This window comes from Streptomyces diacarni, from assembly GCF_003323715.1.
GTDB classification, from domain to species: Bacteria; Actinomycetota; Actinomycetes; order Streptomycetales; family Streptomycetaceae; genus Streptomyces; species Streptomyces diacarni.
In genome coordinates, this window is the sequence record NZ_QOIN01000058.1 from 22,672 (window position 1) to 38,765 (window position 16,094).

The window sequence follows — 16,094 nt, forward strand, 5'->3', positions numbered from 1 at the left end:
CCGTGGGCCCTCCACGCCATGATCCAGCCGTCGGCCCTCAGCCGCGGGCGATGCGGCGGTAGCGGCCCACGGCGATCGGCATGAACACCGCGATCACCCCCAACGCGCACAACAGGGCGTACCCCGTGGCGTGTTCGACCGGCCAGCTCTGCGGCGGGGCGACCGCCGCGGGAGCGTCGTTGCCGAAGAGGGACCGGGCGGCCGTCGCCGTCGCCGAGACAGGGTTCCACTCGGCCACCACGCGCAGCGGTCCCGGCATCGAGGTGACCGAGACGAACGCCGACGAGACGAAGGTGATCGGGAACAGCCAGACCAGGCCCGCGCTCTGGGCGACCTCCACGCTGCGGGCCACCAGGCCGACCGTCGCACCGACCCACGACATGGCGAAGGCGAAGACGAGCACCAGGAGATAGCCCCGTACCGCGTCGAGCGCGGTGCCCTCGACGCGCCACCCCACCAGCAGCCCGCACAGCGAGGTCACCGTGAGGGTCACGGCGCTCATGGCCAGGTCGGAGAGCGTGCGGCCGAGGATGACCGAGCCGCGCGGCATCGGCAGGGCACGGAAGCGGTCGACCATGCCCTTGTCCATGTCACTGGCGAGCCCGATGGCGGTGAACGAGGCGTTGAAGGTGACGGCCTGGGCGAAGATGCCGCCCATCAGGAAGGAGCGGTAGCCGTCGCCGCCCAGGCTGCCGCCGAAGACGTAGGCGAGCAGCAGGACGAACATCAGCGGCTGGATCAGCGCGGCGATGACGGAACCAGGGGTACGCCGCAGATTGAGCAGGTTGCGCCAGGCGATGATCATGCCGTCGCGGACGGTTCTGGCCGGACCCGCCGCGGGCGCTGCAGCGGGGCTCAGGGCCGCCATGCGTGTGCGCCTCCCTTCCGTGCTCGTTCGGTCCCGCGCCGGCGTGAGAACACCCTGCGCCTGCCGCCTTCCGACGGCCCGGAACCGGATGGTCGGGCTGCGGACGGCCCGGCTGCGGACGGCCCGGCTCCGGGCGCCGGGGCAGCGGGTGCCGCGGCGCCCGGGGTGCTCCCCGCCCCGGGCGAAGCACCCGAGGCGCCGCCGGTGAGGGTGAGGAACACGTCGTCCAGGGTGGGCGGGGCGAGGGCGACATCGCGGACGTCGACCCGCTCGGCCGCCAGGCTCTCCAGCGCCGTGCGCAGCGCGTCGGTCCCGTGTTCGGTCGCCACGGTCACGCTCCCGGTGCGCGGGTCGAGTGCGGGGCGGTGCGGTCCGAGCGCGGCAAGAGCCTCGCAGGCGCGCCCGCGGGCGGCCGGGTCGGTCACCGTGAGGGTGATGCGCTCGCCACCCACGGCCGCCTTCAGCTCGGGCGCGGTGCCACGGGCGATGACCCTGCCATGGTCGATGACGGAGATGGTGTCGGCCAGGGCGTCGGCCTCCTCCAGGTACTGGGTCGTCAGCAGCACGGTCGTGCCCTGGGCGACCAGTTCCTGCACGGCCTCCCAGGTGTCGTTGCGCCCGCGTGGGTCCAGGCCTGTGGTGGGCTCGTCGAGGAAGACCACCTCGGGGCGTGCGGCGAGCGCGCCTGCCAGGTCCAGGCGACGGCGCATGCCGCCGGAGAAGCCGCCGCTGGGCCGGTCGGCGGCCTCGCCGAGGGCGAAGCGCTCCAGCAGGCCGGCCGTGTGCGCGCGGGCCGTCCGGCGGCCCATGCCGTACAGCCGGGCGACGAGATAGAGGTTCTCCCGCGCGGTGAGCCGCTCGTCGACGGCCGCGTACTGGCCTGACAGGCCGATGCGCGCCCGCACCGCGGACGGCTCGCCGACCACGTCGTACCCGGCGACCCGCGCGCGGCCGCCGTCCGGGCGCAGCAGCGTGGTCAGGATCCGCACCGTGGTGGTCTTGCCCGCGCCGTTGGGGCCGAGCAGCCCCAGCACGCTTCCCGCGGGTACCCGGAGGTCGACACCGGCCAGCGCGACCTTGTCGCCGAACCTGCGGGTCAGCCCCTCGGCGCTGATCGCCTCGCCGCCGCCCGACGCGGCCGCCACGGGCGGGACCAGCGGGTGCGGTCCGGCGCGGGGCGGCCGCGGCGCGGGCTCGGGCAGCGGCGCCCTGGCGGGGCCGAGGTGCGCCGCCGGGCGCGTGCGCGGCTGTGCGGGACTCACCGTGAGGCCAGCGCGCTCAGCGGCGTCAGGTCGGTCCAGTGCGCGTCGACGTACTGGACGCAGTCCTCCTGGCCGGCCGGGCCGTGGACGGCGCGCCAGCCGGCCGGGATCTCCGCGAACGAAGGCCACAGCGAGTGCTGTCCCTCGTCGTTGACCAGGACGCGGTGCTGGATGTCGGGGTTGTCGAAGGGGTTGGTCACGTCGGTGCTCTCCTTGGGGAAATGGGTGGTTGGTGGCACGGCGATGGTGCACGTGCCGGGACGGGGGCAGAAGGTCAGGGCTCTTGGCGCAGTTCCTCGGCGAGGACGTTGCCGATCAGCGCCCTGGAGTCGGGCCGCATCATCTGGGCGTGCGCGCACGGCACGTCGAAAAGCCGCACCGGCCCGTCGACGTACGGGGCCCACATCCCGGGCGTGAGGCCGCCCGCCGGGTCCTCCTCGGTGGCGCGGAAGAAGAGGACCTCGCCGTGGAAGACGCGCGGCGTGTAGGGCCGCATCAGCCGGGCCTGCGCCGCGAAATTGCCGACCATGGCCTGGATCGTCTCCGGCTCCAGACCGCCCAGCGGGCTCCCGGCGTCGCGCAGCGAGTCCCGCACGTCGCGGGCGTCGAGTGCTTCGGTCTCATCCCAGGCGCTCAGGTCGAGACCGAGGTTGGTCAGCAGGGCGCGGAAGACGGTGTCGTGGTCGGCCTCCTCCAGACCGTCGGCGGGCGGCGAGGGGTAGGCGTCGAGCACCGCGAGCAGTGCGACATCCTCGCCCGCCTCCTGGAGCTGTACCGCGACCTCCTGCACGACGTTGCCGCCGAACGACCAGCCCAGCAGGTGGTAGGGGCCGTGCGGCTGGACCGCACGCACCTCGCGCACGTAGCACGCCGCCATGTCCTCGATGCTGCTCGGGAACGGCTGGTCACCGGCCAGGTTCGGGGTCTGCAGCCCGTACAGCGGACGGCTGTCGTCCAGGTGCTGGAGCAGCCCCGCGTAGGACCAGGCGAGTCCGCCGGCCGGATGGACGCAGAACAGCGGCGGCAGGTCGCCGCGTGCCCGCAGCGGGAGCAGCGTGGCCAGTTCCCCGCCCGCGTGCGCCGGCGTGCCGTCGGCGTCATCGCAGGTGTCGAGGGCCGCCGCGAGAGCGGCCGGGGTGGGCGCCTCGAAGAGGGTGCGGATCCCGAGGTCCGCGCCGGTCGCCTGTTTGACGCGGGCGATGAGCCGGGCGGCGAGCAGCGAATGCCCGCCCAGCGCGAAGAAGTCGTCGTCGGCCCAGGGACGTTCGACGCCCAGCACTTCGCCGAAGAGCGCGCACAGCACGTCCTCGCGCGGGTTGCGGGCCGCCCGCCCGGCGCGTCGGACGAGGTGCTCGGCGCCGGGCGCCGGCAGCGCGGCGTGGTCCAGCTTGCCGCTGGTGGTCAGCGGCAGCCGGGGCAGCGCGACGAAAGCGGACGGGACCATGTAGTCGGGCAGCGCCCGCGCCACCGCGGCGCGCAGCTCCGCGCGGTCCGGTCCGTCGGCTGCCGTGACCGCCTGCGCCGGGCCGGCGGCGGACAGCTGTTCCGCTGCGGGTACGAGGTAGGCGACAAGGTGCTCCGCGCCGCCCAGCACACCATCGCCCGCAGCACGCAGGGTGACGGCGGCCCGGGCGACGTCCGGGTGCTCCTCCAGCACCGCTGCGATCTCCCCGAGCTCGACACGGAACCCGCGCACCTTCACCTGTCCGTCGGTACGGCCGTGGAAGTCCAGCCGGCCGTCGGCGGTGCGGCGCACGAGGTCACCCGTGCGGTACATGCGGCTGCCGGGCGGCCCGAACGGGTCGGGCAGGAAGCGCACCGCGGTGGCACCGGGGCGCCCGAGGTAGCCGCGCGCGACGCCGTCGCCTGCGAGGTACAACTCGCCCACCGCGCCGAGCGGGGACGGGCGCAGGAAGCGGTCCAGCACGTGGGCGCGGGTGCCGGTGACCGGCGCGCCGAGCACCGGGTGCGGGGACGCGTCGAGCGAGGCGACCAGTGTGTCGACGGTGGCCTCGGTCGGCCCGTACAGGTTCCACGCGCGCAGGCCGGGCACCTCCCGGATCCGCCGCCACAGCGAGGTGGGCACCGGCTCGCCGCCGAGGGCGAGCAGCAGCGGCGGACGGCCTCGCCCTGCGGGCTTCGCCGGGGCGCACAGCCCGGCGTCCAGCAGCGCCGCGGCGTGCGTGGGCGTGGTCTCCAGCAGGTCGATGTGGCGCTCGCGCACCAGGCGGACCAGCGCCTCGGGGTCGCGTCGGGTGTCGTGGTCGACGACGACCAGTTCGTTCCCGCCGAGCATCCACAAGACCGGGTCCCAGGAGGCGTCGAAGGAGAGCGAGGCGGTCAGCGCGACCCGCATCCGGCGCCCCCCGGCGGCCTCCCGCGCGGGCGCGAACAAGTGGCTGGTGTGGTGCTCCAGCAGCCGGGCCAGCGAGCCGTGTTCGACGACGACGCCCTTGGGCCGGCCCGTCGAACCCGAGGTGTGGATGACGTACGCGGCATCGTGCGCCGCCGGACGGGCGCCCGGGGGCGGGCCGCAGGGGAGCGCGGCGAGCGCGGCGGCGGTCTGCGGATCGTCGAGTCGGAGAGTCCGCAGGTCCCCTGCCGGCAGCCGGTCCTCGGTCTCCTCGGTGACCAGCACGACGGCGGGCCGCGCGTCCTTGACGACCGCGGCGATCCGCTCGCGCGGCAGCGTCTCGTCGACCGGCGCGTACACGCCGCCGGCGGTGAGCACGCCGAGCAGCGCGACGAGGGAACCGGCAGAGCGCGGCAGCAGCACCGCGACCGTCGCGCCGCAGGTGACGCCATGAGCGCGCAGCAGGCGCGCCAGCCGGTCCGCGCTGTCGCGCAACTCGGCGAACGAGAGTGAGGCTTCCGCCGACCGCACGGCGAGGTCGCTGCTGCGCGCCGAGTCGGCCGCCGCGCGGAAGGCGTCCACGACCGTCGCGTGGGGATCCACGCCGCTGCCGCCGTCGCCCAGGGCCAGCAGCGTTTCGCGCTCCGCCGCGTCCATCGGGTCGTGTGCCGAAAGCGGCGCGTCGGGACGGTCCACCGCCTGCCGCAGCAGCGCGCCGAACCAGTCGGCGATCCGCTGGGCCGTGCCGGCCGCGAACACGTCGCGGTTGTACTCGAGCAGGCCGCTGAGGCCGCCCGCCGCGTCCTGCTCGGAGAAGCTGAAGGACAGGTCGAACTTGGCGCCGCCGACCTCCACGCCCTCCACGGCCGCGTGCAGGCCGGGCAGGTCGAGCTCGGGGCGGCCCGCGTTGTTGAGGGAGAGCATCACCTGGAAGAGCGGGTGCCTAGAGAGCGAACGCGGCGGCGCGAGGCTCTCCACCAGCGACTCGAACGGCAGGTCCTGGTGCGCGTAGGCGGACAGGTCGGCCTGCCTGGTGCGGGCGATGAGCGCGCGCAGGCTCGGATCGCCGCCGGTGCCCACCCGCAGCACCAGGGTGTTGACGAAGAAGCCCACCAGCGCATTGAGCGCCTCGTCGGTGCGCCCCGCCACCGGGGTGCCGACCACGATGTCCTCGCCGGCGCCCAGCCGGTCCAGCACAGCGGCCAGCACGGCGTGCAGCGCCATGAAGGTGCTGGCCCCCTCCGCCTTGGCCAGCTCCGCCAGCCGGGCCAGGTCCCCTTCGGCCAGCGGGACCGGCACGGTGCCTCCGCGCCCGGAGGAGACCTCGGGGCGCGGCCGGTCGGTCGGCAGTGGCAGTTCGGCGGGGGCACCGGCGAGGGCGCTTCGCCAGTGGGCGAGCTGGCGGGCGTGCACGCTGTCCGGGTCGTGCGGGTCGCCGAGCAGGCTCTCCTGCCACACCGCGTAGTCGCCGTACTGCACGGGCAGCGGTGCCCAGTCCGGCGCGCGTCCCGCGCAGCGTGCCGCGTAGGCGGCCGCCAGGTCTTGCGCGAGCGGGCCCATGGACCAGCCGTCGGCGGCGATGTGGTGGAGCGTGAGGAGCAGGACGTGCTCCTGGGACGAAAGCTCCAGCAGGTGAGCGCGGAGCGGCAGCTCACGTTCCAGGTCGAAGCCGCGTTCCGCGGCGGCCCGCAGCAGGCCGGGTGCCTGCTCGGGACGGCAGCGGAGCGCGGTCAGCCGCGGTCGGGCGTCGCCGGGCGCGAGCACCTGCTGACGCGGTTGGCCGGCCTCCCGCGGTGGCTCGGCGAAGACCGTGCGCAGCGTCTCGTGGCGGGAGACGACATCGCACAGCGCCGCCTGCAGAGCACCGGTGTCGAGGCGGCCCCGGAGGCGTACGGCCAGGGGGATGTTGTACGAGGCGTCCTTCGGCCGCATCCGGTTGAGGAACCACAGCCGCCGCTGGGCGAAGGAGAGAGTCACACGGGCCAGGCGGCCGGAGACGGCGCGCAGCGCGGGACGCCCCGTTCCGCCGGTCTCCAGGCGCGGGGCCAGCTCCCGCGGAGTGGGCGCCTCGAACAGCGCGCGGACCGGCAGCTCGCGGCCGAAGGCGGTGCGGATGCGGTTGACCAGGTGAGTGGCCAGCAGCGAGTGGCCGCCCAGCGCGAAGAAGTCGTCGTCGCGGCCCACCGCCTGGGCGCCCAGGGATTCGGCGAAGAGCGCGCACAGGAGTTCCTCCTGCGGGGTGCGGGGCGCCGCGCCGCCCGCTGCCGCGCCGGGCCGCGGGTCGGGCAGCGAGGCGAAGTCGGCCTTGCCGTGCGTGGTCAGCGGGATGTGCGGGACGAGCGCGACGGCTGCCGGGACCATGTAGGCGGGCAGCCGCGCGGCGGCGAAGTCGCGCAGTCCGGCCTCGGACGGGGGCCGGCCGTGGTGCGCCACGACCCAGGCCAGCAGCCGGCCACCGGCGCCTGTGCCGGTCTCGCGCACGGTCACGGCCGCGTGGTCGACGTCCGGATGGGCGGCGAGAGCGGCCTCGACCTCGCCGGTCTCCACGCGGAAGCCGCGGACCTTGACCTGTCCGTCGGAGCGGCCGACGAACCGCAACGTGCCGTCGGCCTGCCGGCGTACCAGGTCTCCGGTGCGGTACATGCGGGTGCCCGCGGGGCCGTAGGGGTCGGCGAGGAAGCGGCGCGCGGTGGAGCCGGTGGCGTCGTCGTAGCCGCGGGCCAGCCCGGCGCCTGCGAGATACAGCTCACCGGTCACACCGGGTGCCGCGGGCCGCAGCGCCGCGTCCAGCACCCGCGCGCTCATCCCGGTGATCGCGGTGCCGATGTGCGGCCCTGGTCCTGCGGTGACCGGCGTCATGACGCTGTCCACGGTGGTCTCGGTCGGCCCGTACAGGTTCCAGACGCGTACTCCGTCGAGGGCGGCCAGCTCGTTCCACAGCGTCTCGTTGACGGCCTCGCCGCCCAGCGCCACGACGCGGGGCCAGGGGCGGCCGGGGGCGAACAGCCCGCCTGCGCGCAGCTGTTCGAGGAAGCTGGGGGTGGTCTCGATGACGTCGACGCGGTGGCGGTGCAAGAAGGCCACGAGCGCTTCGGGGTCCCGCCGCGTGGCGTCGTCGACCAAGTGCAGTTCGTGTCCGGCCACCATCCACAGCAGCGGGTCCCAGGAGGCGTCGAACGTCGCGGCAGCGGTGAGCGCCACCCGCAGCGGCCGGTCGTTGTTGGCCCGCTCGGCGGGCGATATCAGGTGGTTGGCGTGGTGCCGCAGCAGGTTGACGAGCGCCCGGTGTTCGACGACGACACCCTTGGGCCGCCCCGTCGAACCGGAGGTGTGCAGGACGTACGCCGGGTCCGATTCGCGCGGACCCTCCAGGGGAGGCAGCGGCGCGCCGCCGTCGATCTCGGGCGTCTCGTCGAGGAAGAGGGCGGGGATGGGGGAAGCGGGCAGATCCGCGGCGCACGACCGCTCGGTGAGCAGCACGGCGGGGCGGGCCGTGCCGAGGATCCGCGCATTGCGCTCGGCCGGGTGGAGCGGGTCGAGCGGCACGTAGACGCCGCCCGCACGCAGCACGCCGAAGAGCGCGGCCACCTGCCGGGCCGTGCGCGGCAGCGCCACGGCGACCCGGTCGCCGCGGCCCACCCCCGCGGCGGCCAGCCGGGCGGCCACCGCGTCGGCGCGGAGCACCACATCGCCGAAGGTCACCGAGGACTCGGCGTCGACGACGGCGCTGCGCGCCGGGGTGACGATGGCCTGCGTCGTGAGGATGTCGCAGACGCTCTGCGGCGGCGCGTGTTCCCCGGACATCGGCCCGGCGGGCGCCGGCCGGTCGAGTGCGGCGTCGCGTTCCTCGTCGCTGAGCATCTCCAGCGCGCTGAGCGGCAGGTCGGGATCGCGCAGCGCCGCCGCCAGGAGACGGGTGAAGTGCCGGGCGAAACGCTCGACGCTGGCCTGGTCGAACAGGTCGCGGCTGAATTCGATCTCGCCGGTCAGCCCGGCGGGGGCACCGTGCAGGCCGTGTTCCTCCGTCAGGTCCCAGGTGAGGTCGAACTTGGCGCTCCGCCGCCGCTCTCCGTCCTCGCGGACGGCGCGCAGGCCCGGAAGGTCCAGGCGGGGCTGCGGGGTGTTGTTGAGCGCCAGCATCACCTGGAACAGCGGGTGCCGGGAGAGCGAGCGCGGCGGCTTCAACTCCTCCACGAGCTGTTCGAACGGCACGTCCTGGTGCGCGTAGGCCGCCAGGTCCCGGGCGCGCACCCGGCGCAGCAGCTCACGGAAGGCGGGGTCGCCCCCGGTGTCGGTGCGCAGGACGAGCGTGTCGACGAAGAAGCCGACCACCTCGGCGAGGTCCTCGTCGGCGCGGCCCGCGACCGGTGTGCCCAGGACGACGTCCTCTCCCGCGCCGAGCCGGGTCAGCAGCCCGGCCACGGCGGCGTGCAGGACCATGAACGTGCTGGTGCCGGTCTGCTGCGCGAGGGCAGCGACCCGCTGGTGGGTGTCCTGGTCGAGGCGCAGGGGGACGCTGCCGGCCGGCCCCTTGCTCCGAGCCGGGCGCGGCCGGTCGAGTGGGAGGGTCACCTCCTGGGGCAGTGACGCCAGCGTGTCCCGCCAGTAGCCGAGCTGGCGCGCGGTGAGGGAGTCCGGGTCGTCCTTGACGCCGAGTTCGGCACGTCGGCGCAGCGCGTAGTCGGCGTACTGGACGGGCAGCGGCTCCCACGCGGGCGCCCGCCCCCGGCAGCGGGCCGCGTACGCCCGTGACAGGTCGCGCAGCAGGGGGCCCATGGACCAGCCGTCGGCCACGATGTGGTGCAGCGTCAGCAGCAGGAGGTGGGTCGGGGCCTCGCCGTCCGCGGTGCCTGTCTGGGACGCGAAGTCCGATCCGACGCCGCTGTCCGGATGGGCGGTGACCAACTCGGCGTCCACCGGAGGCTGTTCGTCCAGCCGGAAATCCACGGGCGGGCTCGCGGCGTGCCGGGCGGGGTCCGTCACCCGCAAGGTGCCGCACTCCTCGACCGGCAGGATCAGCTGGTAGGGGCCCGGCTCGCAGGCGGGCGCGCCGGGGACCTCATCGGACTCGGGCGCCTCCGCCGTCCCCGGTGCCTCGGGGTAGAGCGTGCGCAGGCTTTCGTGGCGGGCGAGCAGGTCCGTGTAGGCGGACTGGAGAGCCGGTACGTCGAGGCGGCCGGTCAGCCGCACCGCTAGAGGGATGTGGTAGCGCGCCCCGCCTTCGCCCATGCGTTCCAGCAGCCAGAGGCGGTGCTGCGCGGGGGAGAGCGGCAGTCGGTCGGGCCTGACGCGTGCGGTCGGGGTGCGGCCGGGAGGCGAGGTGTCCCGTGCGGCGGCCAGCACGGCGGCGAGCCCGGCCGGCGTCGGCGCCTCGAACAGCGCCCGCACCGGCAGCCGCACCCCCGTGGCGTCGCGGATGTGGGACAGCAGCCGGGGCGCGAGCAGCGAGTGGCCGCCCAGCGCGAAGAAGTCGTCGTCCCGCCCCGTCTCGCCCACACCGAGCAGCTGAGCCATGAGCGAGCAGACCAGACGCTCGTCGTCCGTACGCGGCGCCGCACGGGAGCGGGAGACGAGGTGGCGGGGGGCCGGGAGCGCGGAGGGGTCGAGCTTTCCGTTCGGCGTCAGCGGCAGCCGCTCGACGGTCGTGTACGCGGTCGGGACCATGTGGGCGGGGAGCGTCTCGGCCAGCGACTCGCGCAGCGCGAGCGGGTCGCCGTCGCCGGGTATGCCCTCGCCCTCACGCACCGGCACGAGATAGGCGGCCAGCACCTCCCCGTCGCCCTCGGTACGCCGCAGCACGACGGCCGCGGAGGCGACGCCGGGCAGCGCGACGAGGGCCGACTCGATCTCACCGGTCTCCACCCGCATACCGCGAATCTTGATCTGCGCGTCGCTGCGTCCGAAGAACTCCAGCGACCCGTCCTCGCGCCACCGGACCAGGTCCCCCGTCCGGTACATGCGTGCCCCGTGCCCCACGAACGGATCGGCCAGGAAACGGGCGGCGGTCAGCCCCGTCCGCCCGGCGTAACCGAGGGCGACGCCCTCGCCTGCCAGGTACAGCTCTCCCACCGCGCCGCGCGGCAGCAGGTGCATGGCGCTGTCCAGGACGTAGGCGCGGATACCGGCCGCGGGCCGTCCGATCACCGCGAGGTCGCCGTGCACCTGGGTGGTGACCGCGTCCACGGTGGTCTCCGTGGGGCCGTAGAAGTTGTAGACCAGGACACCGGGCGCGGCCGAGAGCCGCTGCCACAGCTCCTCGTTGACGGGTTCACCGCCGAGCGCGACGACGACCGGACGGTAGACCTCCGCCCCGTCCCGCTCACCGCCCCCGCCGGCTGCGTCGTCCGGCAGGAGCCCGGCGGCCAGGAGCTGCCACAGGAAGCTGGGGGTGGTCTCGATGACGTCGATGCGGCGCTCACGCAAGAAGCCCACCAGCTCTTCGGGGTCGCGGCGCGTCATGTCGTCGACGACGTGCAGTTCGTGGCCCGCGAGCATCCACAGCACCGGGTCCCACGAGGCGTCGAAGGAGGTGGCCGCGGTCAGCGCGACGCGCAGCCGCCTCCCCACCGCGCGAGCGGCATGGGCGTGTGACTCGCGGCGGTGGTGGTCCAGCAGGTTGCTCAGCGAACGGTGCTCGACCAGCACACCCTTGGGCCGCCCCGTCGAGCCGGAGGTGTAGATGAGGTAGGCCGGATCGCTCGGGGCGGGCATCGCGCTGTCCGCGTCCGGCGTGTCAGTCCGTGCGGGGGGCGCGGCAGCTGCCGTGTCCCGCGTGCTCAGCACCCTGGTTCCGGCCGGGGCGAGGCCGGCGACGGGGCCGTCCGGTTCGCAGACCAGCACCGCGGGTGCCGCGTCGGTGAGCAGGTGGCCGACGCGCCCCGCGGGAGAGGAGAGGTCGATCGGCACGTACACCGCACCGGAGCGCAGCACCGCCAGCACCGTGACCACCAGGTCCACCGAACGGGGCAGCGCCACCGCGACCCGCTCGCCCCGTGCGGCCCCCGCCGCGCACATCCGGGCCGCCAGCGCCTCGACGGCGGCGTCGAGTTCGGCGAAGACGAGCTGCCGCGAGCCGTCGGTGACCGCCAGATCGCCGGGCCGCTCGCCAGCCCGCTCGGTCAACTCCTCCGGGACGGTGCGTAGCCCGGCGCCAGGTGCCGAGGCGGCGACCTCTTCGGCCGACCCGGCGGCGGGGGAGGGGCCGGTGCTGCGTACATCCGGCGCGGCACGGGTGTCCCCGTGACCGCGAGTGCCGGTGCCTCGCGCGTCGGGGCCCCTGCCGAGCGCCAGTGCCTGGCGCCGCTCATCCGCTCCGATCGTCGTCAGTGAGCCGACGGGCCGGCCGAGGTCCGCGGCCAGTTCCTCCAGCAGGGCGAGCAGCCGTCCGAGATGCGCGGCGGTCTCTTCGTCCCCGTACACGGCCGCGTTCGCCAGCACGTCGATCCGCGCCTCGTCGCCGGAGGAGGGCGCGTGCACGGCGACCGTCAGGTCCTCCACCGGGCCGATGGACAGGTTGTGCACACTGCCCGACGCCGAGCCGAACGTGAGGCCTCCGTCGAAGGCCAGTACGTTCACCGCGGGCCCGGTCAGCGGCTCGCCCGGGCGCAGTCCGCGGTGACTGCGCAGGGCCTCGGCCGGGTAGCGCTGGTGCCGGAGCGCGTGCCGCATGCCCTCCGCGACCCGGCGCACGACCTCGCCGGTCTCCTCGGCGGGGCCCACCCGCACCCGCAGGGGCAGAACCTGGGACATCATGCCGGGCGTCCGTCGAGCCGTGCGGCCCCGGCGGCCGCTCACCGGCAGCCCCAGCAACAGATCCGGCGCTCCGCTCAGCCGGTGCACGTAGATGGCCGTCGCGGCGGCGAACAGCGCGGGCCAGGCGAGCCCCGCCTCCCGTGCGAGGCCACGGAGCCGGTCCCACCGGTCGGCGGGCAGCACGGTGCTGTGGCACCGCACCTCGGCGGCGGGTGCGACTGTCTCCGGGTGGCCCGGCAGCCGGACGGGCGCGGGCGCGTCGGCGAGCAGGTCCCGCCAGTAGGCCTCGTCGGAGGCGTACCCGTCGGACGCGCGGTAGGTGGCGCCGTCCTCCAGGAGAGCGGCCAGCGGGAGGGGGCGTACGTCGGGCCCGTCGGCGTCCGCGTCGGCGAGCGTGCTGTAGACCTCCGCGATGCGGTCCAGCAGGAGCGCGGCCCCGAAGCCGTCCAGCGCGAGGTGGTGCACGCGCAGGTAGAGCAGGTGCCGCCGCGGCGCGAGCCGGTAGAGCGCCATGCCGATCAGCGGGCCGCGCGCCGGGTCCACCGGAGCTGCCAGGTCCTCGCGCATCCGGGCCAGGGCGGCGCGGTAGCCGGGCCCGTCGTCGGACGCGGCGGGCGGGGCCGACCGACTCGCGCACGCGGCGGGGTCCGTGGAGGGAGCGGGGTCCGTCAGATCCGTGAGGGGAACGGCGATACGGACGTCCTCGTGCACGACCTGGCAGCCGGTCGCCTCGGTCTCCGCTCCCGTGACGGGGAACGTGACCCGCATGGCGTCGACCTCGCGGGTGACGTGCGCGACGGCCTGCCTGAGCAGCTCGGGGTCGAGTGCTCCCCGGATGTCCACGTACTCGGCGATGTTGTAGACGCAGCTGTGCGGGTCGAGTTGGTGTGCGAACCACAGAGCCTCCTGCGCTGAGGTCAGCGGCAACCGCACCGCCGCCGCGTCCGACTCGACGTCAGCCCCCTTCGCGCGTGGCGTTCCTGGCAGGTCTGACATCGGCGCCGCTCCTCGTCTCGCACATAGATGCGTCACGGCTTCGACCTGACGCACACCCTTCCGTCACTTGCTATTCGGGACGGTGGAGGCCGCGGATTGGCCTGTGACTCATGACATACGGAGTTACTCGTGCGTTAGACGGACAGCCGACGGCATATCAGTTACTCGAAAGTAAGCCACCCTTTCCATGGGATAGCGGACAGCGGCCCATCCGCGCCCGCGCGGGCTCCGAACCACACGGCGTACCTCAGATCCGTCGAGAAACCGCACAAGGAGCACCATGCCCAGCGCCCGCATCTTCTGGTCCCGCCGCATAGCCGTCACGGTCGCCGTGACGGCCGGCGCACTGGCCGTCACGCCCGCCGCCACCGCCGCCTCGCACCTCTCCGGGCCTGCCCACAGTTCACCACAGGCGCACACCACCCAGGAGGCACACGTCACCCGTCAGACGAACGAGCGGTCGACCGGCTCCGTGGCACCGGACGAGATGCGCACCCAGTCGCGCGGCCAGGGCTACCGGGGCATCCAGGGATTCAACCTCTGCCTGCTGTCACAGTGTTCTCTCGGCGCGGGCGCTCCCGCCGAAGGCGGCATCAGCCAGGTGCAGGGCGGCAACCTGTGCCTGCTCGCGACCTGCGACGCCGGCGGCTGAACCGCGACCCCACCGCGCGCCGGGTGGCTGTGTTCCCGTTTGTTCCCGCTCGGTCTGCATCGTCCGCGAGAACACAGCCACCCGCTTGCTCACAAGGTGCGCTCCAGGCGGTCGGCGAGCACCTTCACGAAGCCCGACGGGTCCTCCAGCTCACCGCCCTCGGCCAGCAGCGCCATGCCGTGCAGCAGGTCGGCGGTCTCGCCCAGCTCCGTGTGGTCCGCCCGCTCGCCGTAGGCCCGGTTGATCCCCTTGACCAGCGCGTGCTGGGGGTTGAGCTCCAGAATCCGCTTGCTGTGCGGAACCTCCTGCCCCATCGCCCGGTACATCCGCTCCAGTGCGGGCGTCACATCGTGCGTGTCCGAGACGACGCAGGCCGGCGAGTCGGTCAGCCGCGCGGAGAGCCGGACCTCCTTGACGTCCTCGCTCAGCCGTTCGGTCATCCACGACAGCAGGTCGGCGAACTCCCGCTGCCGCTCCTCGCGTTCGTTCTCCCGCTCCTGCTTCTCCTCCTCGGTGCCGAGATCGACCTCACCCTTGGAGACGGAGCGAAGCTGCTTGCCGTCGAAGTCGGGGACGGCCTCGACCCACACCTCGTCGACCGGGTCGGTCAGCAGCAGCACCTCGATCCCCTGGGCCCTGAACGCCTCCATGTGCGGCGAGTTCTCGACGGCCGAGCGCGAGTCTCCCGTGATGTAGTAGATGTGCTCCTGGCCCTCCTTCATCCGCTCCACGTACTGCGCCAGCGTGGTCGGCTCGTCCTTGTCGTGAGTGGAGGCGAAGGAGGCGACCTCCAGAAGGGTCTCGCGGTTCTCGAAGTCGCTCAGCAGGCCTTCCTTGAGGACGCTGCCGAACTCCCGCCAGAACGTGGTGTACCGGTCCGGTGCCTTGGTCCGCATCTCCTTGACCGTGGAGAGCACCTTCTTCGCCAGACGCCTGTGCATGAGCTGGATCTGGCGATCCTGCTGGAGGATCTCGCGCGACACGTTGAGCGAGAGGTCCTGTGCGTCGACGACGCCCTTGACGAACCGCAGGTAGGGCGGCAGCAGCGCCTCGCAGTCGTCCATGATGAACACGCGCTTCACGTACAGATGCACGCCCCGCTTCGCACCCTGCTGGAACAGGTCGTGCGGCGCCTGCGAGGGGATGAACAGCAGTGCCTGGTACTCGAAGGTGCCCTCGGCCGCCAGGCGGATCGTCTCCAGCGGGTCGTTCCAGTCGTGGCTGAGGTGCTTGTACAGCTCGTGGTACTCCTCCTCGGAGACCTCGCTGCGCGGGCGGGCCCACAGCGCCTTCTGGGAGTTCAGCGTCTCCGGCTCGGGCGCGGCGGCCTCACCGGCCTTTTCCTCGCCGCTGGGCCCGCTCTCGCCGTTCTCGTCGTCCGCTCCCTCAGCGGCCGGTACGTCCCCCTGCTCGGCGGCCATCCTGATGGGCCAGGTGATGAAGTCCGAGTACCGCTTGACGATCTCCCTGATCTTCCAGGGCGAGGTGTAGTCGTAGAGCCTGTCCTCGGTGTCCACCGGCTTGAGGTGCAGCGTGACGGCGGTGCCCTGCGGGACGTCCTCGACGGTCTCGATCGTGTAGCTGCCCTCGCCCGCCGACTTCCAGCGGGTGCCCTGCTTCTCGCCCGCACGACGGGTCAGCAGTGTCACCTCGTCGGCGACCATGAAGCCGGAGTAGAAGCCGATGCCGAACTGCCCGATCAGCTCCTCCGCCGCGGGGGAGTCACCGCTCTCGCCGGCGTCCTTGGCCTGCTGTGCGTCGGAGAGTTTCTCCAGGAACTGGGCCGTGCCCGAGTTCGCGATGGTTCCGATGAGCTCCACGACCTCGTCGCGGGACATGCCGATGCCGTTGTCCCGCACGGTGAGCGTACGGGTCTCCTTGTCGGCCTCGATGTCGATGTGGAGGTCGGAGATGTCCGCGTCGAGGGAGTCGTCGCGGAGCGCCTCCAGACGCAGTTTGTCCAGTGCGTCGGAGGAGTTGGAGACGAGTTCCCGCAGGAACACGTCCTTGTTCGAGTAGATGGAGTGCACCATCATCTGCAGAAGCCGACGGGCCTCCACCTGGAACTCGAACGTCTCGGTGGTCTCGGTGGTCTCGCTCGACATGATCCGTTGATTCCTTCTCAGGCCATCCGTTGACGGAATTGACTTCACAAAACTGTATGCGAGCGGGCGGGCCGGGCGCCGCCTCGGGCCTTTCGAGGTGCTGCGG

The 16,094-nt window shown here is 73.5% G+C and carries 6 protein-coding genes; 1 reads left to right on the forward strand and 5 read right to left on the reverse strand.

Annotated features, from left to right (window positions below):
* Nucleotides 1-37: 37 nt before the first annotated feature.
* From DTL70_RS28315 to DTL70_RS28330, 4 genes are all read right to left on the reverse strand, one after another.
* Nucleotides 38-868, reverse strand: a complete 831-nt coding sequence (locus DTL70_RS28315; RefSeq protein ID WP_114024862.1) for an ABC transporter permease — start codon at nt 866-868, stop codon at nt 38-40.
* A complete protein-coding gene (locus DTL70_RS28320; RefSeq protein ID WP_114024890.1) occupies nt 856-2,013 on the reverse strand; it encodes an ATP-binding cassette domain-containing protein in 1,158 nt (385 codons plus the stop codon). Before DTL70_RS28320 ends, DTL70_RS28315 begins: the two co-directional genes overlap by 13 nt.
* A gap of 113 nt (nt 2,014-2,126) precedes the next feature.
* Nucleotides 2,127-2,330, reverse strand: coding sequence for an MbtH family protein (locus DTL70_RS28325; protein WP_114024863.1), 204 nt, complete (start codon nt 2,328-2,330; stop codon nt 2,127-2,129).
* A 74-nt stretch (nt 2,331-2,404) separates the two neighbouring features.
* Nucleotides 2,405-13,231 carry a non-ribosomal peptide synthetase gene (locus DTL70_RS28330; protein WP_114024864.1) on the reverse strand — a complete coding sequence of 3,609 codons (10,827 nt, stop codon included), beginning with the start codon at nt 13,229-13,231 and terminating at the stop codon, nt 2,405-2,407.
* Between the two features lie 280 nt (nt 13,232-13,511).
* Between DTL70_RS28330 and DTL70_RS28335 the strand changes: the two genes are divergently transcribed.
* Nucleotides 13,512-13,883, forward strand: a complete 372-nt coding sequence (locus DTL70_RS28335) for a hypothetical protein (RefSeq protein ID WP_114024865.1) — start codon at nt 13,512-13,514, stop codon at nt 13,881-13,883.
* 89 nt (nt 13,884-13,972) lie between these two features.
* Here DTL70_RS28335 and htpG read toward each other — a convergent pair whose 3' ends face one another.
* On the reverse strand, nt 13,973-15,988 hold the full coding sequence (gene htpG, locus DTL70_RS28340; protein ID WP_114024866.1) for a molecular chaperone HtpG: 2,016 nt from the start codon (nt 15,986-15,988) through the stop codon (nt 13,973-13,975).
* Between the last annotated feature and the right edge of the window lie 106 nt (nt 15,989-16,094).